Genomic DNA, 26950 nt, shown 5'->3' with positions numbered 1-26950 from the left:
GTAATAAGACCGCCGGTCACCGACCGCACGGATGCGGACAATCATATAAGCGGCCCCTAGCCAAGACCGGCGGCGATGGGCTGGCGAGGCAACTTCAATGGCGGGCGAGCGCGCGCAAAATCTTCAGGACACCTTCCTCAACCACGTCCGAAAGAACAAGATCCCCCTCACGATCTTCCTCGTCAACGGGGTCAAGCTGCAAGGCGTTGTCACCTGGTTCGACAATTTCTGTGTTCTGTTGCGGCGCGACGGCCATTCGCAGCTGGTTTACAAACACGCCATTTCGACCATCATGCCAGGCCACCCTGTGCAGCTGTTCGACCAGGACGATCCAGGAGAGAAGATCTAATTGACCGAACCCCGGTCTCCCGGCGAAGAGCGTCTCGCCCAGCTGGCGGAGCCTGAAAAGGACGTCGCCGCCGGCACTCATACGCTTGTGGTCGGCCCCTACCTGACCCGCAGGCCGAAATTCCTCGCGCCCGACGCCTCCGACGGCCAGGTTCCAAACCTTCGTACGCCGGAAGCGCGCCTGGACGAGGCGACCGGCCTTGCGGCGGCCATCGATCTTCATATCGTCCGCTCCGTCATAACCCCTCTCGCCTCCCCAAGGCCCGCCACCTATCTCGGCAGCGGGAAAGTCGAGGAGCTTGCGGGTTTCATTCGGGCGGAGAGCATCGGCCTCGTGGTGATGGATTGCGCACTCACGCCGGTCCAGCAGCGCAATCTCGAAAAGGCCTGGGGCGCCAAGGTCATCGACCGAACCGGCCTGATCCTCGAAATCTTCGGGCGCCGGGCGCGCACGAAGGAGGGGACGCTCCAGGTCGAGCTGGCCCACCTATCTTATCAGAAAGGGCGCTTGGTCCGCTCCTGGACCCACCTCGAACGCCAGCGCGGCGGGTTCGGCTTCCTCGGCGGTCCCGGCGAAACCCAGATCGAAGCCGACCGGCGCATGATCCAGGAGCGGATGAAACGGATCGAGCGCGACCTGGAGACGGTCGTCCAGACGCGCGCCCTCCATCGGGTCAGCCGGAGGAGGGTGCCCTATCCGATCGTGGCGCTCGTGGGCTACACCAATGCCGGCAAGTCGACCCTCTTCAACCGCATGACCCAGGCCGAGGTATTGGCCGAGAACATGCTGTTCGCCACCCTCGACCCGACCTCTCGCGCCATCGACTTGCCCTCCGGCGAGAAGGCGATCCTGTCCGACACGGTCGGCTTCATCTCGGACCTGCCGACGATGCTGGTGGCTGCGTTCCGAGCTACCCTGGAGGATGTGGTCGAGGCCGATGTGCTCCTACACGTCCGTGACCTCTCCCATGGCGAGACGGAGGAGCAGGCCGGCGACGTGGAAGGCGTTTTGCGCGAACTGGGCATCGACCCGGAGGACACGAAGCGCGTCATCGAGGTGTGGAACAAGGCTGACCTTCTGACGCCGGAAGAGCACGAACGCCTTGCTGCCACCTCCGAACGAACGGACGAGTCACGGCGGCCGATCCTCATTTCGGCCCTGACGGGCGAGGGGATTCCGCAGCTTCTCGCGGCCATCGGCGACCATCTCGCAGCCGAGCGGATGAGCTTCGAGGTGGATGTGGCGCCTGAGGACGGCAAAGGCTTCGCCTGGTTGCACGAGAACACGGAGATTCTGGACCGGCAGCTGCGCGACGACGGTCATTCGATCCTGCGGATCCGCGTCACGCCGGGCAAACAGCCGCGACTCCTGAGCCGGTTTCCTGAGGCCAAGCCCCTCGACGCCTAGGCTTTTTTCCGGTCCTGCCCCTTCGCCTCGACCCAGAGTCGCTCCATCTCGACCAGATCCGCGTCGGCCAGGGTGCGGTTGGAGAGGGTCAAGGCCTGTTCGATGGCGCGGAAACGGCGCTCGAACTTGGCATTCGTCCGACGCAGGGCGGCCTCCGGATCGACACCGTAATGGCGGGCAAGGTTGGTGGCCGCAAAGAGCAGGTCTCCGATCTCGTCCTCGAGATGATCCGCGTCCCCTGTTCCAGCGGCCTCGCGGACCTCGTCCAGTTCCTCGTGAATCTTGGCCACGACCTGATCGGCGTCGGGCCAATCGAACCCGACCTTGGCGGCCTTGGCGGTGAGTTTCTGGGCCCGGGTGAGGGCAGGGAGCGCGTCCGCGATCCCGTCGAGGAATCCCGCCTCTTGGATCGACTGACCGGCTGCTTCCCGCTCCCGTCGACGTTCGGCTTTCTCGTCCTGCTTGATGCGATCCCAGAGCTGGTTCACCTTCTCCACCGGCAGCGCGCCCGCCTCGCCGAAGACGTGCGGGTGGCGCCGGATCAGCTTCCGGGTGATCGCCTCGACCACGTCCGAAAAGGCAAAGCTGCCTTGTTCCTCTGCCATCCGGGCGTGGAAGACCACCTGCAGCAGCAGATCGCCGAGTTCCTCCTTCAGGTCGACCATGTCTTCGCGCTGAATCGCATCGAGAACCTCGTAGGCCTCCTCCAGCGTGTAGGGCGCAACGGACCTGAAGCTTTGCGCAACGTCCCAAGGGCAGCCGGTTTCGGGGTCTCGCAGAGCCGCCATGATCTCGATCAGGCGGCCGATATCGGAGGATGGCGTCATCTCGGGTGAGCACCTTTCGTGATCTCGACGCCATAGCCCACCCCGGAGCCCCAAGCCAGACCTCAAGGTGCGTCCGGCCCCAATTCCTTGCGGATCCAACGTTCGAGCACGACCAGAACATGATCCTTTTCAGACCCGCTCAGCGCCCTACCACGCGAGATGCCGTGCCACGTCTGGAGGCAGGCACGGCAGCAGGTGGCGGTGGCGTGCTGGGCGATGAAGACCGGATGGCCACGAAACGGGGTCTGCTTCCCGTCGTTTGCGGGTTCAGCGGGCGCGAGACGACGCTCGACGAAATCTCGGGCATGCCCCATCACGACCGGAAGGCTCTTGTCGCGAACGTACCGTCGCTCGCTGGCGCCGAGGCGAAACCTCCTTCGGAAGGCAGAACGTCCGAGGCCTTCGAAAATGTGGTCGATGTCTTGCACGCTGGATCTTCGCGAACGGCTAAGCTCTTGAGGGCAGGGATCCTGGATCTCAAGCTGGAAAGATCGCCAGGGTCCAGAAAGTCTGCCAGTCGCTCCAACCGTGCGACCTGCACCAGAGGGCCCAATGCCAATTTCGCATAAGATATATTATGGAACTTACATTTGAGGTGAGCTTGCGTGGCCTTGCCGGTGCCCGGTTTTGCTCGGCTCGAGGGCTCACGGACAGCCGGTGCCGCGAACCTTCGTTTCATGCGTGGCCCATCGGTCCTTTACGATGATCGGTAGTTTCCCGGATGGGCCAAGCCCCAAGCCGGGGATATGAGATCAGGCCGACCGGCGCCGCGACGGAGGTGCATAAGGCTGGTATCCGCTCGGCGGCATGGTATAGCCGGATGGCGGCATGGCGACACGCTCGGGGAATGGCGCAGCGTCCTTCGCGCCGGGCTCGGACGACAGGAAGATCATACCCTTGGGTGCAGCCGGCGGGCACTGTGAATGCCCGGGCGAACTGGCCGGCTCTCCAGCGCGGGTCAACCACTTCGAAATCCACTCCGACACGGCCATGAATGCCTCCTTCGGTGTCAGGGTTCTCGATCCGGAAGCGACATCATCGCGCCGGCAATCTGAATGGCGCATGACCGGCCAGGTGAGGGTTCGTCAGGCTGCCCTGCCCCGCTGCAGCCGCGCCGGGAGCAAATCCCGGGGTTCCGGGTTAAGGTTATGACCTTAGGGAATGCACAATGAGCGCGCAGAACGTTGAGATCGATGAGCTGAGAGCGGAACTGCGGGGCCTGGAGGCCTTGGTATCCGGCCTCGTCCTCAGTCTGATCCAGCGCCGGATTTTTACCACCAACATGATCGTCCGGGAGATCAAGCACACGGAGGCTCAACTCCAAATGCTTTCGGCGCCGGAGGGCACGATCGCGGTGATTCAGCGCATGAGGATGGCGCTAGAGGACGATATGGGCGGCGAGGCTCCTTAACGCCTCGTTTACCCTAGATCGAAAAGCCCAGGCCACAGCGGGAGCCGGAGCCGTCCCTGGCCGTTCACTGCTAAACCTGTGCCCCGACGGAGGTCTTCCGATGTTCCGATTTTTGCCGGTCCTCACCGTTGCGCTGCTAGGAGTGAGCGCACCCGCCCAATCCGCCAGCTTCGACTGCTCCGAGGCCAAGGCGGCCGATGAAAAGGCGATCTGCGCCGATAAGGAGATGGACGATCAGGACGTCGAGATGGCAGTTCTCTACACGCGCCTGAAGCAACTCGTCGCCATGGGCGCCCGCGGGGAGCTCGAGACGACCCAGACAACTTGGCTGAAGCGACGGGAAACCTGCGGCGGCGACCGGGCGTGCCTCAGCCGCGCCTATGCGGACAGGCTGTTCCAGCTGCGATCCGCCTTCGACGACCTCGCCAAGCGCGGACCGTTCTAAGGGGCGGGCAGGCTCAGGACCATTCCGTCGAAAGCCGGCACAACCGTTTCCGGGAGCTTTCGGGCCAGTTCGGCATAATCGAGATCCGTGTGGAGGTTGGTCAGAACGGCCCGCTTGGGCCGTACCTCTTCAATCAGCTCTAGCGCCTCGGATACCGAAAAGTGGGTCGGATGAGGGGTATAGCGAAGGGCATCGAGGACCAGGATGTCGAGGCCACGCAGGTGATCGAGACTCGAGGCGGGCATGCGACTCACATCCGGCGCATAGGCAAGCCCTCCGAACCTGAATCCTAAAGCTTCGATGTCGCCATGCTCCATGCGGAATGGCTGCGCCCGCAGCTCACCGCCAGGGCCGGACACGGCGACCGGGTCGTCCGGATGGATCGGATGGGCTTGGAGGATGGGCGGATAGCTTCCGCCCGGCGGCGTCTCGAAACAGTAACCGAAGCGTTTGAAGAGGAGGCCTCTGGTCTCCGGATCAGCATAAATGGGCATGATGCGCCGCATGGCGATCACCAAAGGCCTGAGGTCGTCGATCCCGTGGGTGTGGTCGGCGTGCTGATGCGTGAACAGAACGCCGTCGAGGCGTAGGACGTTCGCGTCGAGCAACTGCTCCCTCAGATCCGGGGAAGTATCCACCAATACGCTGGTCCGGCCCCCTGGACCATTTTTCTCAACGAGGATCGAGCAGCGGCGGCGACGGTTCTTCGGGTTCGAAGGGTCGCAGGCACCCCAGCCGGAGCCCACGCGCGGGACGCCTCCGGAGGATCCACAGCCGAGGATCGTCACCTGCAGGCTCATGGCTCCCCCTCGCCGGCCGGCGCCGAATCCAGGGCCGCCGCTTTCCTGAACAGGCGATAGAAGTTACGGGTCGTGATCCCGGCCAACTCGTCCTCCGGCAAGCCAGCAACCTCCGCGAGGACCCGGGCCGTGTATGCCACATAAGCGGGTTCGTTCGTCTTGCCCCGGTAGGGCTCGGGCGCCAGGTAGGGCGCGTCCGTCTCCACGAGAAGCCGATCCAGCGGCACCTCGGCGGCGATTCGGCGGATGTCCTCGGATTTCTTGAAGGTCAGTATTCCGGAGAAGGAGACGTAAAGCCCGAGTTCCACGCCGACGCGCGCCAGGCCCGCGCCCGACGAAAAGCAGTGGAGAATGGCATCGAACCGCCCTCGCCCCATCTCGTCAGTCAGGATCTCGATCATGTCGCTGTCGGCATCCCGAGCGTGGATGACGAGCGGCAGCCTGGTCTCGCGCGCGGCCGCGATATGGGTCCGGAAGACCGTTCTCTGAACGTCGCGAGGGCTCTTGTCGTAAAAGTAGTCGAGCCCGGCTTCTCCGATGCCGATGCAGCGCGGGTGATCGGAGAGTTCGATCAGACGCGCGGCAGGCACATCCGGCTCGGCTGCCGCGTTATGCGGATGCGTTCCGACGGTGAAGAAGACGCTGTCATGGGCTTCCGCTAGGCTGCGGTACGTATCGTAGCGGGACACGTAGGTCGAGATGGTTACCAAACGCCGGACGCCCTGGGCTTCGGCGTTCGCGAGCACTTCCGGGAGCCGGCCCTGCAGGTCCGGAAAGTCCAGATGGCAGTGAGAATCGACCAACATGACGAAAAGCGCCCTCCTCCGGAAACGGTCCAGCCCGTTTCGGCAATACGGCCACTGGAACGGTGCTATCCGGCCGAGACCTGCTGATTGTCGTTCTTGGACTCGGATTCCTTCCGGATCAACTGCCGCACCCGCTCCCGATGGCGAAGAACCGGGGTTTCCTCATACTCGCAGGGCAGCATGACAGGAAGGGTGAGGCAAACGCTCTGAGACGGCAGGACATCGCACCAATCCTCGATGAGCTGTTTGTAGGCCCGTCCGACAGGGCGAATATTGCGGTCCAGGTCGTAGAGCCCCACGGGGGTGACGCGGTTGTTCTCCTCGCGCAACGCCGTGTCCCAGTCCATCTGGTCCGTGAGGGAGTACCAGGTGAACCCGACGATGGGGGTACCCGTGTTGCGAACCCGCAGGACGTTGGCCCACTGTTTCCAAAGCCAGTTTACCGCTTCATCGCCCCGCGGACCCTCCATGAGATTTGTCTCGGTGTGCATGACGGGCAGGCGATACCGGTCGTAGTACTGGCGCGTGATCTCGTCATAGCCGAACACGTCGCCGGCGGATGTGGTCGAGCCGTCCGCTCTGACCCGATGCTCGTTCGTGACGTAATAGTCGTTGCCCATGATGCAGTGGTGGCGCAGGGCTGAACGACCGGTGAAGAAATGATACTCCTCGCGCGTCATGCCATTGTCCATGACATACTCGTACATCTCGGAATCCACCCGCCGACCGTAGTTGAAGTCCAGGGATAGAAAGCGGCGGGCGTTCAGGATCTCGGCCGGCCTGATGGCTGCCGGATTCTCGGCGTGGAAGTATTCCGAGGACTCGCTTTGGACGAAGATCGCGTCGGGACGCACCTTCAGGATCCGCTCCATCGCGAGGACGTTGGCCTTCACGATGTGCTTGAGGGCCGTCACAAAGGCGCGGTCGCTGGCCAGCTGCTCGTTCCACCAGCCGTAGGCGGCGGAGAAGACCGCGCAGATGAACATTTCGTTGATGGGCGTGTAGAGCTGCACCCACGGGAAGCGCTGTGCAAAGGCCTCCGCATAGGACGCGAAAAGCTCGGGAAAATCAGGGTTCTGGAAATTCCCGAGCCAGTCGGGCACGCCGAAATGGCACAGGTCCACGATGGCGATGATGTCCCTGCGCCGGATCTCGCCGAAGGTCTCGTCCGCAAAATCCCAGTTGTAACGGCCTGGTCCCGCGAAGGTCGTGTGCAGCGGCGGCCCGTAGCGCAGGACGTTGATGTCGAGCTCTTTCAAGAGGTCGAAATCCGTCTTCCAGTGTTTGTAGTGGCCGCACTTCTCCATTTGGTCGATGCGGGTGCGGCCATTGTTGATGGTCGGGATACTGTTTTCGATCCCGGTGGCGAACATGAACGACGTGAACATCTCGGCTTTCGCGTGAGCCCGCAACGGGCGCTTCGAAGCGGACGCTTACGCCTCCGCCTCGATATAACGCGGGAAGATCGGCTGGGGTTGCGGCAGGGACGTGCCGGGCGCGAGCCGCCCTCCGGCCCCGATGGTGGCCACCACCCGGTCCCCGGGTGCGATCGCCAGAAGATCCAGCAATTTTTCCGCCGCCGTTGGCACGAAGGCCTGGGCCAGGATGCCGACGGCCCGCAGCACCTCGGCCGTCACGTAGAGCACGGTTGCCATCCTGGCCGGATCGCTCTTGCGCAGAACCCAAGGCTCCTGGGACGCGAAGTAACGGTTGGCCTCGGCCACCACGGACCAGATCTCCGCCAGGGCCGTGTGCAGGGCGAAGTCTCCCATGGCTCCCCTCACCTTCCCGGGCAGCGCGTCGGCTAGCCACAGGAGGTCGCTGTCCGCCTGCGTCAGCTCTGCCGGTTGCGGCACCGAGGCCTCGCAATTCTTGGCGATCATTGAAAGGGAGCGCTGGGCGAGGTTGCCGAGATCGTTCGCGAGGTCGGCGTTGATGCGATTGACGATGGCTTCATGGGAATAATTACCGTCCTGGCCGAACGGAACCTCCCTCATGAAGAAGTAACGCAACTGGTCGACGCCGTAGGCTTCGGCCAGATCCAACGGATCGAGGACGTTGCCGACGGATTTCGACATCTTCTCACCCTTGTTGAGAAGGAAACCGTGCCCGAAGACCCGTTTCGGCAAGGGCAGGTCCGCCGACATGAGGAAGGCCGGCCAATACACCGTGTGGAAACGGATGATATCCTTGCCGATGATATGCACATCCGCCGGCCAGTAATGCGCCCGTGGGTTGTCGGCTTCCGGAAATCCGGTTCCGGTGAGGTAATTGTTGAGGGCATCGATCCACACATACATCACGTGCTTCGGATCGGCCGGGACCGGCAGGCCCCAGTTGAAGGTCGTGCGGCTGATGGACAGATCCTGGAGGCCCGAGCGGACGAAGCTCACGACCTCGTTGCGCCGGGTCTGGGGCGCAATGAACTCCGGATGGTCCTCGTAGAGAGCGAGCAGGCGGCTCTCATAAGCCGAGAGGCGGAAGAAGTAGCTCTCCTCCTCGATCCACTCCACCGGGGTGCCGCTGGGAGCGCGCCAGGAGCCGTCAGGCTGCTTCGTCAGCTCGGATTCGTCGTAATAGGCTTCGTCCCGCACGGAGTACCAGCCGGAATATTTCGACAGGTAGATGTCGCCTTTCTCCTGCATCCGGCGCCACAATTCATGGGTCGAGGGCAGGTGATCGGCGTCGGTGGTGCGGATGAACCGGTCGTAGGAGCAATTGAGCCCGTCCGCCATGGTGCGGAACTTGGCCGACATCTCGTCCACGAGGGCTTTTGGGGTCGTTCCGGCCTTGTCGGCGGTCTGCTGGATCTTCAGGCCATGCTCGTCCGTGCCCGTCATGAAGAAGACGTCGTAGCCGTCGATCCGCTTGAAGCGCGCGATGGCGTCCGCCGCAACCACCTCGTAAGCGTGGCCGATATGCGGCGCGCCGTTGGGGTAGGAGATAGCCGTGGTGATGTAGAATTTTTCTCGTTCGGCCATGGGACGCATTCCTTTGCCGTGGGGCAGCACTTACGCCGTTCGCCGGACAGCCTCTGCAAGATCGTCGAACAGCTCGAGAATAAAGGGCCGGCGGTCGAGGTTGAAGACCCTGATCTCGCGGGCTTGGCGGGCGATCTTCTCACATACCTCCACCAGGGGTGCAAGGCGGGCCGCTCCCAAATGGGCCCCGGCCTGGATCCGGTCGCCCGCCCAGCGCTCGACCGTCTCCAGGGTCAGCTCGTAGGTATCGTCCGCGTCCTTCCTGGCGAGGGATTCGGCCAGCGCCAGGATCCCTTTGTCGTCCTTGCTGGGCAGGGCGTTCAGAAGGCCCGTCACCTTGTCGATATAGGCGACCTTGTCCTCATCCAGAAGCTCGAAAGCGCGCCGGGCAGACCCGTCGCTCAGGGCGACGGCGCGGGCCAGGAGCGGCTCAGGAGCCGCCCATCCCTCGCCCATGGACGAGATGACGGACCGGATGTCCCGGTCCGCCAGCGGGCGGAGCAGGAGCCGGCGACACCGCGATCGAATCGTCGGGAGGAGGCGCTGCGGCGCGTGGCTGACGATCAGGAAGATCGAGCGCGGCGGGGGCTCCTCGATCATCTTCAGGAGCGCATTGGCACTCGACGCGGTCAGGTCTTCCGCGCTGTCGACGATGCAGACCCGATATCCGCCATCCGCCGCCGTCGACCCGAACATGCCCAGGGTCTTGCGTACGGCATCCACCTGGATCGTGGCTGAAGGGCCCTTCTTGTCCGTAGCAGGGGCCCGGCGAAGGATGCTGAGATTGGGGTGAGACATGGCCGAAACCTGCCGGGCCGTCCTGGAATCCTCGGCGATGCCGAGGCTGGTGAGACGCGAGGCGTCCCGGTTGTGGAGGTCGAGCACCATGCGGGCGACCCGGTAAGCGAGCGTCGCCTTTCCGATCCCAGGGGGGCCCCCGATCAGCCAAGCATGATGGAGACGCTCGCTGCGGATGCCGTCCAGGAATGCCTCTTCCCCCTCTCGGTGCCCGAAGAAGGCGAAGCGGTCGCGCGGATGCGTCGTTCCCGCCAGCTGGTCCGGAGACGTCTCGTCGTCGGGCTCACGAGGCATCGCGCAGGTCTTTCGGAGCGGCGAGGTGGGGCAGGCGCGCCAACAGGGCGGTTCGGATTGCAGCCTCCACAGTGTCGGCATCCCGGTCCGCGTCGATCAGCACGCAGCGGCCGGGCTCTCTCTCAGCGATGGAGCGAAACGCTTCGCGCAGGCTGGCATGGAACGCCAGCGCCTCGCCCTCGAACCGATCCGCCGGCCCGCCGGTGCCAGCACGCCGCTTGTCTGCCCTAGCAAGTCCCGTCTCGGGAGGCAGGTCGAGAATGAAGGTCAGGTCTGGCCGCGTATCGTCCAGGGTCACGCGCTCGATGGCTTCGATCAGGCCGGATTCGATCCCCCCTGACGCACCCTGGTAGGCGCGGGTCGAGTCCGCGAAGCGATCGCTGAGCACGACCTTTTCCGCCGCGAGTGCCGGCCGGATGGTGGTGTCGAGGTGATCGAGGCGGGCGGCGGCGAACAGGATCGTCTCCAGGACGGGGCCGCGATCCTTGGCCCTGCCTCCCAGGATGAAGGCGCGGATCTCCTCGGCCCGGGGCGAGCCGCCGGGTTCGCGGGTGACGACCACGTCGTGGCCCTCGGCCTCGAGGAACCGGCGCAGGCGCTCGATCTGCGTCGATTTTCCGGCCCCCTCCCCGCCTTCGAAGGTGATGAATGTTCCCGCCATCAGATCCTATCGGCAACGCTCGAAAACGCGCGCCGCACCCAGCCCGTGCTGACTTCCAGCAGGCCGTCGAAAGCACGCTGCCTGAGCGTTCCTACCCCAACATCCTCTCCCGCATAAAGAGGCGTTTCAAGAGCGATCGCGTCGCCCCGGGTGATCTGCAGGCGGCCGACCTGCGCGCCCTTCTGAACCGGGGCCTGAAGCGGCCCGGTATAAAGGATGCGGGCCTGCATGCGATCGCCCTCGCCTCTCGGCATCAGAACCTTGATGGGCTTGTTGGCGACCAGTGGAACGGAGCGGCTGTCGCCGCCGAAGACCTGGGCTTCGCCGATCACGTCGCTGGCGGCGAAGAATTGCCGGGATTCGAAGGAGCGGAATCCCCAATCGAGGATCTTGCGCGCCTCGTTGGCCCGGTCGCGGGCCGTCTTCAGGCCATTGACCACCACGATGAGGCGCTGGCCGTTCTGAACCGCCGACCCGATCAAGCCATAGCCGGACTCGTCGATGTTTCCGGTTTTCAGCCCGTCCGCTCCAATGTCCATGGCAAGGAGCGGGTTGCGATTCTGCTGGCGGATCTTGTTCCAGGTGAATTCCCGCTCGCCATAAAGCTTGTAGTAATCCGGATAGGTTTCGATGACGTAGAGCGCGAGCTTCGCCAGATCCCGCACCGTCACCTTCTGCTGGGGGTCGCCGTAGCCGGTGGCGTTGCGGAATGTGGAGTTTGCGAGACCGATCTCCTTCGCGCGCTCGTTCATCATGCGGGCGAAATTCTCTTCCGTTCCGGCGATGCCCTCCGCGAAGGTGATGGCGGCATCGTTGCCGGACTGGATGATGAGACCACGCAGGAGGTCCTCGACCCGGACAGGAGTGTGGACCTTGGCGAACATGGCGGAACCGCCTGATCCGGCACCACCCTTCCGCCAAGCATTCTCGGAGACTGTGAACTCGCTGTCCATGGTCAGGCGACCATTCTTGAGTTCACGGAACACGACCTCGGCGGTCATCACCTTCGCCATGCTGGCAGGCGCATTCAACTGATCGGGGTTTTTCTCGAACAGGACGGCGCGGGTATCGGCATCCATCAGGATGGCCTGCGGCGCCGTGGTCTGGAAGCCCTGAGCGCTCGCCGCCTCTCCGAATAGGGGAAGAACGAGGGCTGCGCAAAGGGCGCCGGGCAAAAACCGCAGAAGGTTTTTCACGCGCCGCAAAACCACCATAATCCCCTCCGTTCCGAGAAGGGAATTTGTGGCCTTACGGTACGAAAATCAACGCTACGCTTATCACGGTTTAGTTTTGGGTCGACTTGCTCACAAATTTAGCTTGGTCGAGAGAGCCGAAAGCAGCCGATCTCTGGAAGCCGCGCGCCTGCTGCGGCTCGGCATAGTAGAGGCCAGCCACAACCGGCCGCCCACCCGTGTTCTGGGCCGAGGTGCGGACGGGCGTCGCCGCTCCCGGGATCGTGCCGAGGTCGAAGGGACGCTCCGGCGGCAGCGGCACGTGATTGATGGCGCGGGCGGCCTCAGCGGCTACGAAGTTGCCCGCGATCGGCGTGACCGTCTCGACCTGCTCGGACGCCTCATAGCTGGCCATGGTGATCGTCTGACGCACCTGCCGGACGGGGGCTGCTGGAGGAGCTTCCGCCAGCATGGTCGGACGGCCATTGCCGAGACTGGCGGGGCTTCCGTCCGTGCGCAGGCTCGACAGGAGGATGCGGTCGTCGCTGCCGTTGGTGGAGGCGCGGCCGACATATTCGACCTTCACTTGAGCGGTGCCGGCGCGGCGGAAACCGAGGGCCTCGGCGGCGCGCTCGGACACGTCGATGACCCGATTGCCGTGATACGGTCCGCGGTCGTTCACCCGGACGATCATGGAATGACCGTTCTGAACGTTGGTAACGCGGGCGTAGCTCGGAAGCGGCATGGTCGTGTGCGCCGCCGCGATGGAGCCCCGGTCGAAGACTTCGCCGTTCGCGGTCAGGCGACCGTGGAAATTCGAGCCGTACCAGGAGGCGAGCCCTTCCCGCGCATAACCCGGATTTTCGGTCGGAACATAGGTCTTGCCGGCGACCGTATAGGGCTTGCCGACCATGTTGCGGCCGCCACCCTTCGGCACGGCCTCACCGTCGCGCACCACGCGTGGGCTCGCCGCGACGCCGTATTTGGGGTCGATGCCTCCGACCCCCTTCGAGCAGTTGGCCGCCGTCAGCGCGATCGCCGTCACCCCCGCGATGCGGAGGAGCAATCTCATGGAAGGGCCTCTCTGCCTGGAGAAGCCGTTGCTTGGATCGGTGCGATCACAAATCATGCCGCCTCGCATTCCTCATCCCGCTTGGCGCGGAGTTGTCGCGTAAGCGCCTTGTCGCCGGGTCTCATCGGGGCAAGGTGCGTTTTCAGAGGTTAAGGAGACGTTAAAACGGTCTCGCTTGTCAATGCCTAAGCTTTAATCGGAGTAGATGTGCACAGCATGCATTTCCTGTCGACATTTCAACGGTTTGGCGAGAGGTTGCCGAGGCTTGGCAGGAGGTGCGGGCTGGTCGCGACGGACCGCGGGACCTTCCCATGAACCCAGTCGGGCATGGCGCTTAAAATCAATGTAAAATCAATTATATCAATAGCTTAGATCGTTTTTCTGAAATTTTATGCCAACGTTTGGGACGGCGCGGAGCGGTCTTTTAACCAAGACGCACGAAATGCCGGTGTTTCGCCTGTGTCGTAGCGTGAATATCGCTTCCGTGGCCCAATCGCATCACAACCCGCCCTTCGAAAAACCTTCGACCCAAGCACTTTCCGTTCCAGGCGTCCCGAGACAGCACCTCGGACCAAACGAACAGATCTGAACCCATCTCTTGCGAAGACCATGCAGGCCATCCATATGCCATCCATGGGGATGGTAGAGGGATGGTGTTCATGGCCAAGAACGTCTCAGAGGCTCGCGCGCGGGCCGCGGATAGCGAGAAGATCACGATCAATCTCGGATACGTGGATCTGGGGCACGTGGATCTGCTCGTCAGGGACGGCTTCTATTCCAATCGAACGGACTTTATCCGGACCGCAATCCGCAACCAGCTCGAGCGGCACGGCGACGCCGTCACGAAATCCGTGGCGCGGCACCGGCTCGACCTCGGCCTGCGCCACTTCAGCCGACAGGACCTCGAGGCCGTGCAGGCGGCTGGGGAAGCGCTGCATATCCAGGTGCTCGGCCTCGCCAGCATCGCCGACGACGTCAGCCCCGATCTGGCACGCCAAACGATTGCCTCCGTTCAGGTGCTGGGGGCTTTGCACGCCAGCCCTGCCGTGAAGGAGGCCTTGAAGGACAGGATGCGCTGACCTCGGCCGGCCCGCCCCTCACCCAAATTCCACCCGTCCCGAGACATCGCGGCCCCTTAGGAGCGCAGCGTTGGACTCCCATCGACCCAATGCAGGAATTCAATCATGAACGTCACGCCGAATGTCGACATGTTCGAGGTCACCCGCCTTACCCGCGAGGGCAGGCTGCGCGAGGCCATGGCGATGCTGCGAGGAGACGCACCGGATGCGGGTCCAATCCCCGCTGAGGCAAGCGCGAGCCGGGTTAGGGACACTCGCGGAGCAGGGCCTGCCGCAACCATCGATATGGTGCCGCCATCGTCTCCGGAGGGAGCCTGGGAGCCACCGCACGGAAAGGCCGCTGGCGCTCCGGCCGACGCCTCGGCCGCGGCGGGAGCCATCCCCGAGGCCATGAGAGGGTTCATCGAGCGCCTGGGACGGCCGGGTAAGGGCCTCGGCTTCGGTGGAGCCGCCCGTCTGAGGCCGGCGTCAGTCCAGGAGCCGCTGCCTGCTGGGGCGCGCTTCGAGGAGCGCGTCTTCAGCAATGGAGCCGGCAGCCGATCCTACAAGCTGTACATTCCGAGCGGCTATAAGGAGCAGCCGCTCCCTCTGGTGGTGATGCTGCACGGCTGCACGCAGTCCCCGGACGACTTCGCGGCGGGCACGCGCATGAACGACTTGGCCGAGGAAATGACGTTCCTCGTGGCCTATCCGGCGCAGACGGCTTCCGCGAACGCCTCGCGGTGCTGGAACTGGTTCAATGCGGCCGACCAGCAGCGCGGCCTGGGCGAGCCCTCCCTTATCGCGGGGATCACCCAGGAGATCATGCGCAGCCTGCCGGTCGAGCCCGGACGGGTCTTTGTGGCGGGCCTGTCCGCTGGCGGAGCAGCGGCCGCCATCATGGGAGCGGCCTATCCTGAGCTCTACGCGGCCGTCGGCGTGCACTCGGGCCTGGCCTGCGGCGCGGCGCGGGACATGCCGTCCGCCTTCGCGGCCATGCGCCAGGGTGGTGCGGCACCGCGCTGGGGAACGGGACGCGCGGTGCCAACCATCGTGTTCCATGGGGACGGAGATACGACGGTCAACCCCATCAACGGCGATCAGGTGGCGGCCCAGTCCGGGTCGGGCCTGAACCTGCACACGAGCACCACCCACGGACGGGCGCCCGGCGGCCTCGCCTATACCCGGACGGTGGCGTCCGATGCCGCCGGACGGGCCATGCTGGAGCAATGGGTGCTCCATGGCGCAGGTCATGCTTGGTCGGGCGGGAGCCCGAGGGGCTCGTATACGGAGCCTCGCGGGCCGGACGCGAGCCGCGAAATGATGCGCTTTTTCCTCGACCGTCCCGGATCGGGGGTCAGTTCAGCGTGACGGCCGTATCGACGCGGCAGATCACCCCGTCCGGAGCGAAATCGATGTGGGCCTCGCCGTCGAGGTCCTGGGCGAGGCTACGCTCGATGAGCCGCGAGCCGAACCCCCGCCGGGAGGGCGCCTGGACCGGCGGACCGCCCTGCTCTTCCCACCGGAGTCTCAGCCAGTCGCGCGCGTCCCGCCGCTCCAGCGCCCACTGGACGACGATCCGGCCGGTATCGTTCGACAAAGCGCCGTATTTCACGGCGTTCGTGGCGAGCTCATGGAGCGCCATGGAGAGGGCGAGCGCCGCTCGCGGATTCAGGCGAACTTTCGGGCCGCTGATGTGAAGCCTGTCCTCCCGGGCGCTCCGGTAGGCCGTCGTGGATTCCGCAACGATCTCCTGCAGCTCCGCCCCGTCCCAATTCTCCCGCGTGAGAATGTTGTGGGCCTGAGACAAGGCGAGCAGCCGCATCTCGATGGCGGTCGATCCGCTCGAAAGGGTCTCCGCCTTTCGAAGGGTCAGGTTGACGATGGATTGGACCGTCGCAAGGGTGTTCTTCACCCGATGATTCAGTTCGTTGATCAGGATCTGCTGGCGCTCCTCCGCACGGGCGCGCTCGGCGCTGGCCCACATCCGGTCGGCCACATCCCGCACGAACCCGACGTCGGCCTGAGTCCAGTGCCGGACCTCCTGGGCATGCACGAACAGCACGGCTCCCAGACGGCCCTGCTCGATCAGCGGCAGGTTGATCAAGGACTTGATCCTCAGGGCTTCGAAAATGGGCAACGAGGCCCGGGTCTCGGGCGCCAGAGCGACATCGGGGGCGATCAGGGGCTGCCCGCTTGCCAGCGCGTCGACGAATGAACGTCCGAACCGGGCAAGTTCGTAGCGGCCCTCAATGCTTTGAGCGCCTGACGCGCACCATTCATGAACGACGGTGGCGATCCGTCCCGAGGCATCCAGCCTGACGATGCCGGCGCGGGACGCGGCAAGGCCCGATCCGACGACACCGACCGCCGCATCGAGGATTTCCGTGACGGTGTCGGCGTTTCTCAGACGGTCCATCAGGTCGACGAGACGGGACTTGCGGTCTTCCGCGAGGCGCTGGTCCGAGACATCGATGGCCACTCCGGGGAACCGGACCGGCTTGCCGACGGCATTCTTGTAGATCCGCCCCTTCGCCAGCACCCACCGCACGGTTCCGTCGGGCTGTCGAATCCTGTATTCGCTCTGGAAGATGGGGTCCCCCGCCTTGGCTTCCTCGATCGCATCATGCAGCCGTCCGAGATCGTCCGGATGGATATGCGCGAAGTACTGGTTGGCCGGCGCTCCGATCGCCGCCATCTCCGGGTCCACCGAATAGATCCGGGCGAAGCGCGCGCTCGCATGGATCAGGTCAGACTCGAAGTCCCAGTCCCAGATGCCCACGACCTCGGCGGCGTCCAGGGCCACTTGAAGGCGCTCCTCGCTGACCCGCAGGGCCTGCTCCTTGGTTGCCAGATCCTCGCGGACCCTGTCGTTTTCCTTCCGGAGGCGAGCCTCCCCCAGGGCGCGGTGGATCGCGCGAGGCAGGCGGTCGAGCCGATGCTTCGTGACGTAGTCCGACGCGCCGTCCTTGATCGCCTCCGTGGCGATGTCTTCGCCCAGGGTGCCCGAGACGAAAATGAACGGCGTCTGCGGTGCGTGCTTCAGGGCGAACCGGAAGGCCTCGTCGCCATCGAAGCCCGGAACGACATAGTCGGCCAAGATGACGTCCTGCCCCCCGCCGAGCACGGCTTGCTGAAACGCCTCGCGGGACACGACCCGCCGGATCCGCGCGGTCAGGTCGCTTCGACTCAAGGCATCGGCGATCAGTTCGAAGTCGAGATCGCTATCCTCCAGCATGAGGATCGATATCGTTTCCTGGCCCGCCAAGGAGGAAGAGGGGTGATGGTCCGTCACGGCTTCAGCATGCCGCCCCCTGGGGGAGGCTCGTTCAAGAGCGCCCAGAAGACTCCCAGTTCGCGGATGGCCTTGAAGAAATCCTCGAAGCCGACCGGCTTGACCACGAAGGCGTTCACGCCGAGCTGGTAGCTGCGCACCAGATCGCTCTCCTCCCTGGAGGATGTCAGCATCACGATCGGAAGGGAGCGCAGGGCCGGGTCGCTCTTGACCTTCGCCAGTACCTCGAGGCCGTCGATCTTGGGCAGCTTCAGGTCCAGGAGGATCACGGCCGGATCGCGGTCCTGCCGGTTCTCGAAGGGCCCGCGCCGGTAGAGATAGTCCAGGGCCTCCGCTCCGTCACGGGCGACGACGACGGGGTTGGCGATCTGGCTTTGCTCGAGAGCCGTCATCGTCAGCTCGAGATCGTTCGGGCTGTCCTCGACGAGGAGGATGGGCTTCAGGTCAGCCATTGCGAGCCGCCTCCTGATTGGGAAGGGCCATATGGAAGGTCGCGCCCTGATCCAGGGCCCCCTCCGCCCACACACGGCCGGAATGGCGCTCGAGAATCCGGCGGACATTGGCCAGACCGATGCCGGTCCCCTCGAATTCCTCCGCCCTGTGAAGGCGCTGGAACACTCCGAAGAGCTTGTTGACGTATCGCATATCGAAGCCGGCCCCGTTGTCGCGGACGAAGATGACGCTCTCGGACTGATCGTCGGTGCGCCCGATCTCTATGACGGCCACGTCCCGACCGCGCGTGTATTTTACGGCGTTCGAGATCAGATTCTCCACCGCCAGCTTGAACATGACCGGATCAACCCGGACCGAACCCAAGCGTCCGATCCGCCAATCGATCTGTCGGTCGCCGATATCGGGTGCCATGCGGCGGATGACGTCCTCGACGATCATGTTGAGGTCCACCGCCCGCTTGTTGAGCGTCGCCCGTCCCATCTGCGAAAAGGATAGAAGATTGTCCACCAGCGTCCCGGCGGAGAAGGCCGCCTCGATGACGGTGTCGATGTAGCGCCTGCCTCGCTCCGAGAGTCGGCTTCCCTCCTGGTTTCGCAGCATTTCGGAATAACCGACGATATGGCGGAACGGAGCCCTCAGATCGTGGGAGACGGAATAGGAAAAGGCCTCCAACTCCTTGTTGCTGCGTTGCAATTCGACCGTGAGCGAGGCCAGCTCCTCGGCACGCTTGAGCACGATCCCCACGACCGCGTTGCGCAACTCCCTCACCGTCTCGATGATGTTCCGCGACCAGGGCAGGGACTGCCCGCGCACGGTCTCGCGCCAGATCTCGAAGGACTTGCGCGGGTGGAGCCGGATCGAGCCGTCCTGTGCGGACACGGCCTTGGTCGGATCGCCACCCCATTTGACGGTCTGGACGACCTCGGGCCGGAACCACATCACGTAGTCGGTGTGGACCTGTGAAATGGACATGGCCAGAAGTCCGGCGGCCGGGCTCGTCTCCGTGGCCGGGAGGCCCCGGTCGCGTGCCAAGGAATCCGTTGCGACCAGATCGGCCTTGTGCTCACGCCTCAACCAGTCCGCGAGGTCCCTCACCTCCGACACCGAGGGTGCTTCTCCGATCAGGCGGATGCTGTCCCCCACCACGATGGCGCCGCCGGACGCCTCCGCCACCTCCAGGAATTCCGCCGGATGCTCGAGGAGTCCGCTGACGAAACTGTCTTCCTCGGCCATGAAGCCCAGCAGCTTCGTCTGCACCGAACTGAGGTGCATGCGGTGCGTGGCACTGGCGGCCTGCTCCAGGGCGCCGACCTGGAGGGCAAAGATCTGGGCCAGAAAATCACAGGCGTTCCGAATCTGAGGCAGAACGCGGCGTGCCTCCCGGCTGTGACACGAGATAAGGCCCCAGAGCCGGTCGCCCTGGAGGATCGAGATCGACATGGACGACCTTGTGCCCATGTTGTGCATGTACTCGATGTGAACGGGCGAGACGCTGCGAAGCGCTGCGAAGCTGAGATCGAGCGGCTTGTCGGTGCCCGGTGTGAGCACCGGCAGGATCGGCACGGGCTCGTAGGCGGCATCGGGAATGATGCGGATGGGGCTGATGCGGTAGAGTTCGCGGGCCTGGGCCGGGATATCGGAGGCCGGGAAACGCAGGTCGAGATAGGAGGGCAGAACGTCGTTGCGGCTCTCGCCCAGCACCGTCCCGTTCCAGTTTTCATCGAAGCGATACACCATCACCCGGTCGAAGCCGGTCATGCGACGGATCTCGTCGGTCGCGAGGGCGCACAGGTGGTCGAGGCTCGCGGTCGATTGCAGCCGCCTGACGAAGGCGCGAAGGTCGGGGTCGGGCTCGCCGGCCGTCGCCACCCCCGCCCGCGCATCCTCCAGCTCGACGATCAGCAGGTCGCCGCAGCGGTGCGCCGAGGCCTCGAATCGGCCTCCCGTCCCGGTCAGTTCGATCATGATGGCGCGAGACGGCCCATCCTCCTGCCGTCCGCGAACCTCGTCGAGGAGAGGTTGGAGCTGTCTGGCCAGGGTCGGCACCGCCTCATCGAATCTTTGGCCGAGAACGGACTCGCCGTCGAGACCGAGCCTGCTCACGTTGAAGCTGACATGGACGATCGACGCGTCCTCGCCCGAGAGGGCAATCAAGACACCATGCGGCTGGATTTTGCCGGGAATGCGGATGGGTTCCTGGGCGCAGGTGTCCAGGTCCGCAAGGTTGGCCTTAGGCGAAGACAATCAACAGGCCTCAATCGATGAGATGCCAGATTTGTAGGGCATCGGGCCCGGAATTCAAAACCTGAAGCCCGAGGATGACGGGTTGGAGCCTGCGACACGCTGTTCCACGGAGCTTCCTGAAGGAAGCGCCACCGTTCGGGTCTGGATGACGTGGCGGAAGGGGTGGGATTCGAACCCACGGTGGGCTTGCACCCACGGCGGTTTTCAAGACCGCTGCCTTAAACCACTCGGCCACCCTTCCGCGATCGCCCCGAAGCGAACCCGTTACGCATTCAATATGGAGGGTCGGTCGTCAAGCCTTTTTGGCGCGGGCGGGCCGTGCCGACCCGGAACGGGATCGGTTTGATCAACAAAATCATGGATTTGCGGTGGTTGCTTGCGGGCTCGCATTTCCTTGGGTAATACATGGTAAATCAAAAGATAATCTGTATTGACGCTAAGAAACATCATTTGTTAAGCATAGGTCATTCGATAGGTCGGGCTTCGTAACCGACCTTTTTTTGTGTCTTTATTCTTAACTGGAGGCAAAATGGCGGGGGCTTCAACTGGTGGTAAGAGCTATGCTGATTTCTTCTCAGCTATTCGGGATCGGGAATCCACTCAAAATTATAGCCTTGTTAGTTCAAAGGGTTATCTCGGAGCCTATCAGTTCGCCGAGGTGACGCTGAAGGATCTCGGATACTACACGGACGGGACCAAGGAGCAGGATTGGGTCGGGCAGTTTACAGGCAAAAACGGCGTCACCAGCAAAACGCAGCTCCTGGGAACTCCGTCGCTACAGGACAAAGTCTTCGACGACATGCTCAAACTCTACTGGAAGTATGCCCAGCAGAGTAACTTCCATATGACGGACCATCTGGGCGACACCATCTCGGGCATCCTGATCACCCCGTCGGTCATCGTGGCCGGATCCCATCTCGCCGGCATCGGCAAGATGCGGGACTTCCTGGACGCGAAGGGTGCGGGTTATGCGACGGATTCCGGGCTGGTGAAGTATCTGTCCGGCCTGTCCGGTTACGACATTCCGTTCGTGTCCGGCTCCAGCCCTCAGGTGGCGACGCCTTCGAAGCCGCCCACCACCAAGCCTTCCTCGATCCCGTCGACGGTCACCAACTCCTCCGCCGTCACCGTCGCCAAAGTCCTCGCCGGCGACGCGGGCGCGAACATCCTGGTGGGAACGCCCGGCAACGACGTCATCAAGGGCCTTGGCGGACGCGACAAGCTCGTCGGCGGCGCCGGTGCCGATCAGTTGTTCGGCGGCGCGGGCAACGACGTCCTCAAGGGCGGCGCCGGGGCGGATACGCTGTGGGGCGGTCCCGGCCGGGACACGCTCTGGGGCGGGAAGGGCAAGGACACTTTCGCGTTCAAGTCAGCCTCCCATGCCAACGGCGACCGGATCATGGATTTCCGGCATGGCGACAAGATCGATCTGTCGGCCATCGATGCCCAGGCTGGCAAGGCCGGCAACCAGAGCTTCGCGTTCGACGGAGCCAAGAAGGTGAACAAGGCCGGGCACGTTTTCTATCACGAAGACCTCAAGGCCGGCGTCACGCATGTGCACGGCAACACCGGCGCGACCCAGTTCGAGATCGCCCTCAAGGGCGTGAAGCTCGGACTGACCAAGGCTGATTTCGTCCTGTAGAGGTGGGGCCGCTCGGGCGGCCCCCTCATCATTCCGTCTTGTTCTCATCCTCGTCCGGATCGCCCGTATATTGGCTCCGGGCGGGGATACGCGTCACCTGCGGCGGATCGCTGGCAGGAAACGTATCCTCCAATTCCGCATCGAGCTCGCGGTCCAGCTCGCGCTGGAGCTCCTCGTCGGTCTTCCTGGGTTCCTTCGCCATCCGGTCACCTCGGTCTCGATGGTCGTCTTGAGAAAGATCCGCGCTCTTCCTCTGCGGCACACCGTTAATCTTCCTTAGGAATGAATGTAATTGCCGAGTTTACAAGGATCCAGGCGGCAACTACCGTAAATTTCGGCCACTGGGTGGTGGGGACGAAAACTTCAGGTCGGGGGATAGACGATGCGCAAGATCTTACAATTTGCTGCCTTGGCGTTGCTGGGCGCATCCCTAGCCGGCTGCCTGTCCGGGTCGTCTCAAGGTACGCCCCCCAACTACGTCGAGGCTCAAATCGTCCAGAGCCCCCTTCCCCCCAGCGGCCGCGTCGGTACGGACGTGCTGCCGGGTCCCGTAGTCGGCCCGCAATAAACCGGTCGCGTCGAAAGGGAGGATTTCATGGCTCGCATTCTTACAGCGGCGGCACTCGTCGCCCTCTCCCTTGGCGTGACGGGTTGCGTCACCGCCGTGGAGAACAAGGAAAACATGCTCGCCGCCGCAGGCTTCAAGGTGAAGCTCGCGGACACGGCCGACAAGATCAATGGCCTGAAGGCGCTTCCACCCCACAAGTTCGTCACGAACAATCAGAACGGCCAGCCGGTCTATCTCTATGCAGATCCGACGATCTGCCGGTGCCTCTACTATGGGGATCAGACCGCTTATGCGGCCTATCAGCAGATGGCCTTCGACCAACGCCTTGCGGACCAGCGGCAGATGACGGCGGCGATGCTGCAGGATGCCTCCTGGAATTATTGGGGCGTATGGGGGCCCTGGTACTGATCGATGCGAAGCGCGGGCTGAGACCTCTTCAATAGAGCCTCACGCCCCGTCCTCCCGGAGGGCTTGGCCATAAAGTGGTCACACTAAGCCGCCATCAGCAACATCTGGGGAGGAACAAAGTGATGCCGGTATCTTTGCTTGCGGCTCCAAAGGAAAGCCGCCGACATGACCTGCGCGACGTCGTCGATCGTCAAGCTGTTTTGAGTTGGTTGGGCATCGTGCTCTATACGGGTATTTTCTGGCTCGGGGCCTTCTACTGGCTGTTTCAAGGCTCTCTCCTGCCGAACTAGGAGCTTGAAGCAAACGATTATCTAGATACGCCGGTTTTTAAGCTTCCGGTTGTGGGACAACACCTTCTCACGCGTTCTTGAAATCCCAAACCATCATATGACGGTGCTCGAATCGCGCTCGCGGCTACCCTCCCGAACGTCTCATCACGGCAAGCCACAGGGCGGGGGAACATGGCGCGGGATCGAATGACACCCGTTTGGCGCGAAACGGCCGAACGTCCTCGGAGCCGCGCCGCTCAGTGGATCGTCATGCTGGGAGCCCTCCTGCTCTGCACATGGGCCGTCTACCACGCCTTCCCTGCGGGCGAGTCCCGCGCCGCACTGACGGACGACGTGTCCAAATCCACTCCAGGGTCCGCCCAGCACGGCTCACGGGATCTGGGCTGAGCGGATGTGAGGCAGCGCACAGCGCAGGTCACCCGGCCGCGCCAGTCTCCGACTCACGCGATCGAGCGAAGGGGATGACCATGGACAAGTGCTGCGGGCCGCTGTTTCCAGCCAAAATCCTGCTTCCAAGGGTCCTGAAGGCCTCGAAGCACGCGGCCGACACAATTGCCTTCGCCAGCTTGGGCCTCGCCATCGTCATTCTCGTCCTTTCCGCCGGATGATGAACCCGGCCCCACCCCGCCCGACCGGACGCCCATGAGAATTCTGGCGCTTGTCGCGGCCTTCCTGCTCGGCGGCGCCGTGGGATTCGCGGTTGGCCTCGGCGGCGGCCTCCTGCTCAACGACTATCTGGACGTAAGCTGCTTCGAGGGCGCCTGCGGTTACGCAGCCGTTGCCGCCGGGCTGGCGGGCGCATTTCTGGGTGCGGTCCTCGGCCCGATCATGGCTGTCCGGGCGCTTCAGGCCCGGCCGCGCACTCGACCAAAGTAGGGTTCTGCCTCCACCGGGCGCGCGGCAAGGTGTCGGCGTTCCGGTATCCTTTCCATCGCGCGTATGATCGACAAGCTGCAATTCCTCATCGCCGTCGCCCGTGAGGGCAATTTCAGCCGCGCTGCCGAGGCTTGCAATGTGACGCAGCCGACGCTGTCCGCAGGGATCAAGCAGTTGGAAATTTCCCTTGGCGTGCTGCTCATCAATCGGACCTCGCGGTATCGCGGACTGACGCCCGAGGGCGAGCGGGTGTTGGAATGGGCCAAAAGGCTGGTGGCCGACGCCCGAGCGATGCGACAGGACGTGTTGTCGCTCAAGCACGGGCTGGTCGGTCATCTGCACATCGGCGCGATCCCGACGGCGCTCGCCATGGTGTCGAGCCTGACGACGCCCTACCGGGCCAAGCACCCTGACGTGCGCTTCACCATTCTGTCCCGCACGTCCGCCGAGGTGCTGGCGATGCTGGACAACCTGGAGATCGACGCGGGGCTGACCTATCTCGACAACGAGCCGCTCGGCCGCGTGCGAACCGTACCGCTCTATCCCGAGCATTATCGCCTGCTGACGTCCAGAACCGGCGCCCTCGGGGATCGCGAGAGCGTCACCTGGGCCGAGGTAGGCCGCATTCCGCTATGTCTCCTGACGCCGGACATGCAAAACCGCCGCATCATCAATAATCTTCTCAAGCGATCGGGGAACGATCCCGCGCCGACCCTCGAGTCCAACTCCATGATCGTCCTGTTCTCGCACGTGCGAACAGGCGAGTGGGCGACGATCATGCCCGAGAAGCTCGCGGACACGCTGGGCCTGTCGGAGCGCCTGCGGTCAATCCCCATCACGGAGCCGGATGCGGTGCATCGGATCGGCCTCGTGGTGCCGCAGCGCGATCCGATGACGCCGATCACGGCGGCCCTCGTGAGCGAGGCCCGCCGTCTCGCGGCCGGTCTCGCCAGCTGATCGATAGAGGTTTTCTATCGCGACATGTGACAAGACGCTTGTGTCTCGCGCCTGTCTTCGACACGCTGGCCGAAACGAGAACGGTTCCAGGGAAGAAGATGTCCAAGCCGGCCCAATGGGATAGCGTGCGAGCGTCCGAGATCGTCATGCGGGAGCGCCACTGGGATGGGCCGGCCTTGCCGATCCTGCACGCCTTGCAGGAGGAGTTCGGATACATCCACGAGGAAGCCCTTCCCCTGGTCGCGTCGGCGCTCAACCTGTCGCGCGCCGAAGTGCATGGAATCTTGACCTTTTACCACGATTTCAAGTGGCAGCCCGGCGGCGCCCACACGCTGAAGATCTGCCGGGCGGAGGCTTGCCAGTCCATGGGCGGCGCCGAGCTCGCGGACGCCCTTCTGAAACGACAAAGCGTGATGTGGGGCGAGACCACGGCCGATGGGCGGTTGACGATCGAGGCTGTCTATTGCCTTGGCCTGTGCGCCTGCGCCCCGGCGGCCCTCTACGACGGGGAGCCCGTGGGTCGACTGTGCGCGGACACCCTGGATGAACTCGTAACGGAGGCGCGTGGACGATGACGCGCGTTTTCATCTCGCAGGACGCGGCCTCGCTGTCGCTTGGGTCGAAGCGGATCCTGGCGCGGCTGGAGAATGCCGCAGCGGAGGCCGGCCTTGCGCTCGAGATCGTACGCACCGGCTCACGGGGCCTGTTCTGGCTCGAGCCTCTGATCGAAGTCGAAACGGCCGAAGGGCGCATCGCTTATGGCCCCCTGAAGACCTCGGACATCGACAGCCTGTTGGCGGCCGGGTTCCTGGCGGGCGGGGAGCACCCCTCACGCATCGGACGTTTGGAGGACGTGGCCTACCTGACCCGTCAGGCCCGGCTCATCTTCGCTCGCTGCGGGGTGACGGATCCGAAGTCCGTGGCGGATTACGAGGCGCATGGCGGCCTCAGGGGCTTGCGCCGGGCACTCGCCCTCGAACCGGTTGAAATCGTGGATGAGATCAAGCTGTCCGGCCTACGGGGGCGTGGGGGCGCGGGCTTTCCGACGGGGATCAAGTGGAACACCGTCCTTAACGCGGAGGCGGACCGCAAATACGTGGTCTGCAACGCCGACGAGGGCGACAGCGGCTCGTTCGCCGACCGGATGCTCATGGAGGGTGACCCCTTCACCCTCATCGAAGGGATGGCCATCGCGGGGCTCGCGGTGGGTGCCACCAAGGGCTACCTCTACATCCGGTCCGAATACCCCCACGCCTACCGCGCCATGAACGCCGCCATCGAGGCAGCCACCCAGGCGGGCATTCTGGGCTCCTCGATTCTCGGATCCGGCCGAGCCTTCACCCTGGAGACCCGCCTCGGCGCGGGCGCCTATATCTGCGGCGAGGAGACATCGCTTCTGGAGAGCCTCGAGGGCAAGCGCGGCACGGTTCGGGCCAAGCCTCCCCTGCCCGCTCTCAAAGGTCTCTTCGGCAAGCCCACGATCGTCAACAACGTGCTGTCCTTCGCCAGCGTCCCTTGGATTCTGGAACATGGGCACGAGGCCTATGCACGATACGGCATGGGCCGGTCGATGGGCACATTGCCGGTTCAATTGGCCGGAAACGTCAAGCGCGGTGGCCTGCTCGAGCTGGCCTTCGGCGTTACCCTGCGGGAGGTGATCGAGGGTTTCGGCGGCGGGACCCATTCGGGGCGGCCGATCCGCGCCGTGCAGGTGGGCGGGCCGCTCGGTGCTTATTTCCCGGAGCATATGCTCGACATCCCCATGGACTACGAGGCTTTTGCGGCCGCCAAGGGAATGCTCGGCCATGGCGGCGTGGTGGTCTTCGACGACACGGTGGATCTGGCCGTGCAGGCCCGCTTCGCTTTCGAATTCTGCGCCGCGGAAAGCTGTGGCAAGTGCACGCCCTGCCGGGTCGGCGCGGTGCGCGGTGTCGAGGTGATCGACCGAATCGTGGCGGGGATCGAGCGGGAGAAGAACGTCGCCCTTCTCGACGATCTCTGTCAGCTCATGACCGACGCGTCCCTTTGCGCCATGGGCGGTCTCACGCCGGTCCCCGTGACGAGCGCCCTGACCCATTTCCCCGAAGATTTCGACAAGGCGCCGCACCTGCCAGCGGCCGCGGAGTAAGGAGAGCG

29 protein-coding genes and 1 tRNA gene are annotated in these 26950 nt (G+C 64.0%); 15 read left to right on the top strand and 15 right to left on the bottom strand.

The genetic code is table 11. The features are described from left to right. Window positions 1-97 precede the first annotated feature (97 nt). Both hfq and hflX read left to right on the top strand, forming a co-directional pair. The gene (gene hfq / locus ILT42_RS17070) at window positions 98-349 is read left to right on the top strand and encodes an RNA chaperone Hfq (RefSeq protein WP_204216906.1); all 252 of its coding nucleotides are present in this window, start codon (window positions 98-100) and stop codon (window positions 347-349) included. After that, entirely contained in the window at window positions 350-1756 is a 1407-nt protein-coding gene (hflX, locus tag ILT42_RS17065; RefSeq protein ID WP_204216905.1) for a GTPase HflX, read from the top strand. Here hflX and mazG read toward each other — a convergent pair. After that, window positions 1753-2583 (bottom strand): nucleoside triphosphate pyrophosphohydrolase, encoded by an 831-nt coding sequence (gene mazG / locus ILT42_RS17060; RefSeq protein ID WP_204216904.1) that lies wholly within the window; start codon window positions 2581-2583, stop codon window positions 1753-1755. The two genes, hflX and mazG, sit on opposite strands and share 4 nt — an antisense overlap. A gap of 62 nt (window positions 2584-2645) precedes the next feature. After that, window positions 2646-3011 (bottom strand): DUF4186 domain-containing protein, encoded by a 366-nt coding sequence (locus ILT42_RS17055; protein WP_204216903.1) that lies wholly within the window; start codon window positions 3009-3011, stop codon window positions 2646-2648. Window positions 3012-3751: 740 nt separating this feature from the next. On the opposite strand from ILT42_RS17055, the gene ILT42_RS17050 reads away from it, so the two are divergent. Together ILT42_RS17050 and ILT42_RS17045 are read left to right on the top strand one after the other, a co-directional pair. Next, entirely contained in the window at window positions 3752-3994 is a 243-nt protein-coding gene (locus ILT42_RS17050) for a hypothetical protein (RefSeq protein WP_204216902.1), read from the top strand. A 100-nt stretch (window positions 3995-4094) separates the two neighbouring features. Beyond that, entirely contained in the window at window positions 4095-4439 is a 345-nt protein-coding gene (locus ILT42_RS17045; RefSeq protein WP_204216901.1) for a lysozyme inhibitor LprI family protein, read from the top strand. On the opposite strand, the gene ILT42_RS17040 is transcribed toward ILT42_RS17045, so the two are convergent. From ILT42_RS17040 to ILT42_RS23225, 8 genes are all read right to left on the bottom strand, one after another. Further along, entirely contained in the window at window positions 4436-5239 is an 804-nt protein-coding gene (locus ILT42_RS17040) for an MBL fold metallo-hydrolase (RefSeq protein ID WP_204216900.1), read from the bottom strand. The genes ILT42_RS17045 and ILT42_RS17040 overlap by 4 nt on opposite strands. After that, on the bottom strand, window positions 5236-6045 hold the full coding sequence (locus ILT42_RS17035) for a TatD family hydrolase (RefSeq protein WP_204216899.1): 810 nt from the start codon (window positions 6043-6045) through the stop codon (window positions 5236-5238). The genes ILT42_RS17040 and ILT42_RS17035 overlap by 4 nt, the downstream gene beginning before the upstream one ends. A 65-nt stretch (window positions 6046-6110) precedes the next feature. Further along, window positions 6111-7433 (bottom strand): family 1 glycosylhydrolase, encoded by a 1323-nt coding sequence (locus ILT42_RS17030; RefSeq protein WP_204216898.1) that lies wholly within the window; start codon window positions 7431-7433, stop codon window positions 6111-6113. A gap of 45 nt (window positions 7434-7478) precedes the next feature. Further along, window positions 7479-9026 carry a methionine--tRNA ligase gene (gene metG / locus ILT42_RS17025; RefSeq protein ID WP_204216897.1) on the bottom strand — a complete coding sequence of 516 codons (1548 nt, stop codon included), beginning with the start codon at window positions 9024-9026 and terminating at the stop codon, window positions 7479-7481. A gap of 30 nt (window positions 9027-9056) precedes the next feature. After that, window positions 9057-10118, bottom strand: coding sequence for a DNA polymerase III subunit delta' (locus ILT42_RS17020; RefSeq protein ID WP_204216896.1), 1062 nt, complete (start codon window positions 10116-10118; stop codon window positions 9057-9059). Beyond that, window positions 10108-10779 carry a dTMP kinase gene (tmk, locus tag ILT42_RS17015; RefSeq protein ID WP_204216895.1) on the bottom strand — a complete coding sequence of 224 codons (672 nt, stop codon included), beginning with the start codon at window positions 10777-10779 and terminating at the stop codon, window positions 10108-10110. Before tmk ends, ILT42_RS17020 begins: the two co-directional genes overlap by 11 nt. Beyond that, a complete protein-coding gene (locus ILT42_RS17010; protein ID WP_204216894.1) occupies window positions 10779-11993 on the bottom strand; it encodes a D-alanyl-D-alanine carboxypeptidase family protein in 1215 nt (404 codons plus the stop codon). Before ILT42_RS17010 ends, tmk begins: the two co-directional genes overlap by 1 nt. Before the next feature lie 70 nt (window positions 11994-12063). Continuing rightward, window positions 12064-13023 carry a septal ring lytic transglycosylase RlpA family protein gene (locus ILT42_RS23225; protein WP_204216893.1) on the bottom strand — a complete coding sequence of 320 codons (960 nt, stop codon included), beginning with the start codon at window positions 13021-13023 and terminating at the stop codon, window positions 12064-12066. Window positions 13024-13682: 659 nt separating this feature from the next. Between ILT42_RS23225 and ILT42_RS17000 the strand changes: the two genes are divergently transcribed. Both ILT42_RS17000 and ILT42_RS16995 read left to right on the top strand, forming a co-directional pair. Then, a complete protein-coding gene (locus ILT42_RS17000) occupies window positions 13683-14102 on the top strand; it encodes a hypothetical protein (RefSeq protein WP_204216892.1) in 420 nt (139 codons plus the stop codon). 105 nt (window positions 14103-14207) lie between these two features. Then, on the top strand, window positions 14208-15452 hold the full coding sequence (locus ILT42_RS16995; protein ID WP_204216891.1) for an extracellular catalytic domain type 1 short-chain-length polyhydroxyalkanoate depolymerase: 1245 nt from the start codon (window positions 14208-14210) through the stop codon (window positions 15450-15452). Here the strand turns inward: ILT42_RS16995 and ILT42_RS16990 are convergent. The 4 genes from ILT42_RS16990 to ILT42_RS16975 form a co-directional block, all read right to left on the bottom strand. Next, entirely contained in the window at window positions 15439-17319 is a 1881-nt protein-coding gene (locus ILT42_RS16990) for an HWE histidine kinase domain-containing protein (RefSeq protein ID WP_204216890.1), read from the bottom strand. The genes ILT42_RS16995 and ILT42_RS16990 overlap by 14 nt on opposite strands. A gap of 53 nt (window positions 17320-17372) precedes the next feature. Then, complete coding sequence (locus tag ILT42_RS16985; RefSeq protein ID WP_204216889.1) at window positions 17373-17828, bottom strand: response regulator; 456 nt, start codon at window positions 17826-17828, stop codon at window positions 17373-17375. Beyond that, window positions 17821-20073: an ATP-binding protein gene (locus tag ILT42_RS16980; protein ID WP_204216888.1), complete on the bottom strand. Its 2253-nt coding sequence runs from the start codon at window positions 20071-20073 to the stop codon at window positions 17821-17823. The genes ILT42_RS16985 and ILT42_RS16980 overlap by 8 nt, the downstream gene beginning before the upstream one ends. Before the next feature lie 151 nt (window positions 20074-20224). After that, window positions 20225-20314, bottom strand: a tRNA-Ser gene (locus ILT42_RS16975). Between the two features lie 417 nt (window positions 20315-20731). Between ILT42_RS16975 and ILT42_RS16970 the strand changes: the two genes are divergently transcribed. Next, window positions 20732-21715 carry a calcium-binding protein gene (locus tag ILT42_RS16970; RefSeq protein WP_204216887.1) on the top strand — a complete coding sequence of 328 codons (984 nt, stop codon included), beginning with the start codon at window positions 20732-20734 and terminating at the stop codon, window positions 21713-21715. A 28-nt stretch (window positions 21716-21743) separates the two neighbouring features. On the opposite strand, the gene ILT42_RS16965 is transcribed toward ILT42_RS16970, so the two are convergent. Continuing rightward, window positions 21744-21917 (bottom strand): hypothetical protein, encoded by a 174-nt coding sequence (locus ILT42_RS16965; protein WP_204216886.1) that lies wholly within the window; start codon window positions 21915-21917, stop codon window positions 21744-21746. A gap of 393 nt (window positions 21918-22310) precedes the next feature. On the opposite strand from ILT42_RS16965, the gene ILT42_RS16960 reads away from it, so the two are divergent. The 8 genes from ILT42_RS16960 to ILT42_RS16925 all read left to right on the top strand — a co-directional run bounded on the left by ILT42_RS16960 (window position 22311) and on the right by ILT42_RS16925 (window position 26942). Continuing rightward, a complete protein-coding gene (locus ILT42_RS16960) occupies window positions 22311-22691 on the top strand; it encodes a hypothetical protein (protein WP_204216885.1) in 381 nt (126 codons plus the stop codon). 122 nt (window positions 22692-22813) lie between these two features. After that, window positions 22814-22981: a hypothetical protein gene (locus ILT42_RS16955; protein ID WP_204216884.1), complete on the top strand. Its 168-nt coding sequence runs from the start codon at window positions 22814-22816 to the stop codon at window positions 22979-22981. 186 nt (window positions 22982-23167) lie between these two features. Next, window positions 23168-23368, top strand: coding sequence for a hypothetical protein (locus ILT42_RS16950; RefSeq protein ID WP_204216883.1), 201 nt, complete (start codon window positions 23168-23170; stop codon window positions 23366-23368). A 74-nt stretch (window positions 23369-23442) separates the two neighbouring features. Then, window positions 23443-23589, top strand: a complete 147-nt coding sequence (locus ILT42_RS16945) for a hypothetical protein (RefSeq protein WP_204216882.1) — start codon at window positions 23443-23445, stop codon at window positions 23587-23589. 34 nt (window positions 23590-23623) lie between these two features. Then, window positions 23624-23857 carry a hypothetical protein gene (locus ILT42_RS16940; protein ID WP_204216881.1) on the top strand — a complete coding sequence of 78 codons (234 nt, stop codon included), beginning with the start codon at window positions 23624-23626 and terminating at the stop codon, window positions 23855-23857. A 63-nt stretch (window positions 23858-23920) separates the two neighbouring features. Beyond that, window positions 23921-24814, top strand: coding sequence for a LysR family transcriptional regulator (locus tag ILT42_RS16935; RefSeq protein ID WP_204216880.1), 894 nt, complete (start codon window positions 23921-23923; stop codon window positions 24812-24814). Window positions 24815-24912: 98 nt separating this feature from the next. Then, a complete protein-coding gene (locus ILT42_RS16930) occupies window positions 24913-25389 on the top strand; it encodes a formate dehydrogenase subunit gamma (RefSeq protein ID WP_204216879.1) in 477 nt (158 codons plus the stop codon). Next, window positions 25386-26942, top strand: coding sequence for a formate dehydrogenase beta subunit (locus ILT42_RS16925; protein ID WP_204216878.1), 1557 nt, complete (start codon window positions 25386-25388; stop codon window positions 26940-26942). Before ILT42_RS16930 ends, ILT42_RS16925 begins: the two co-directional genes overlap by 4 nt. Window positions 26943-26950 lie beyond the last annotated feature (8 nt).

Source organism: Microvirga pudoricolor (assembly GCF_016892705.1).
GTDB lineage: Bacteria > Pseudomonadota > Alphaproteobacteria > Rhizobiales > Beijerinckiaceae > Microvirga > Microvirga pudoricolor.
The sequence above is the reverse complement of the archived record's forward strand: the minus strand, read 5'-3'. Positions and strand labels throughout refer to the sequence as shown.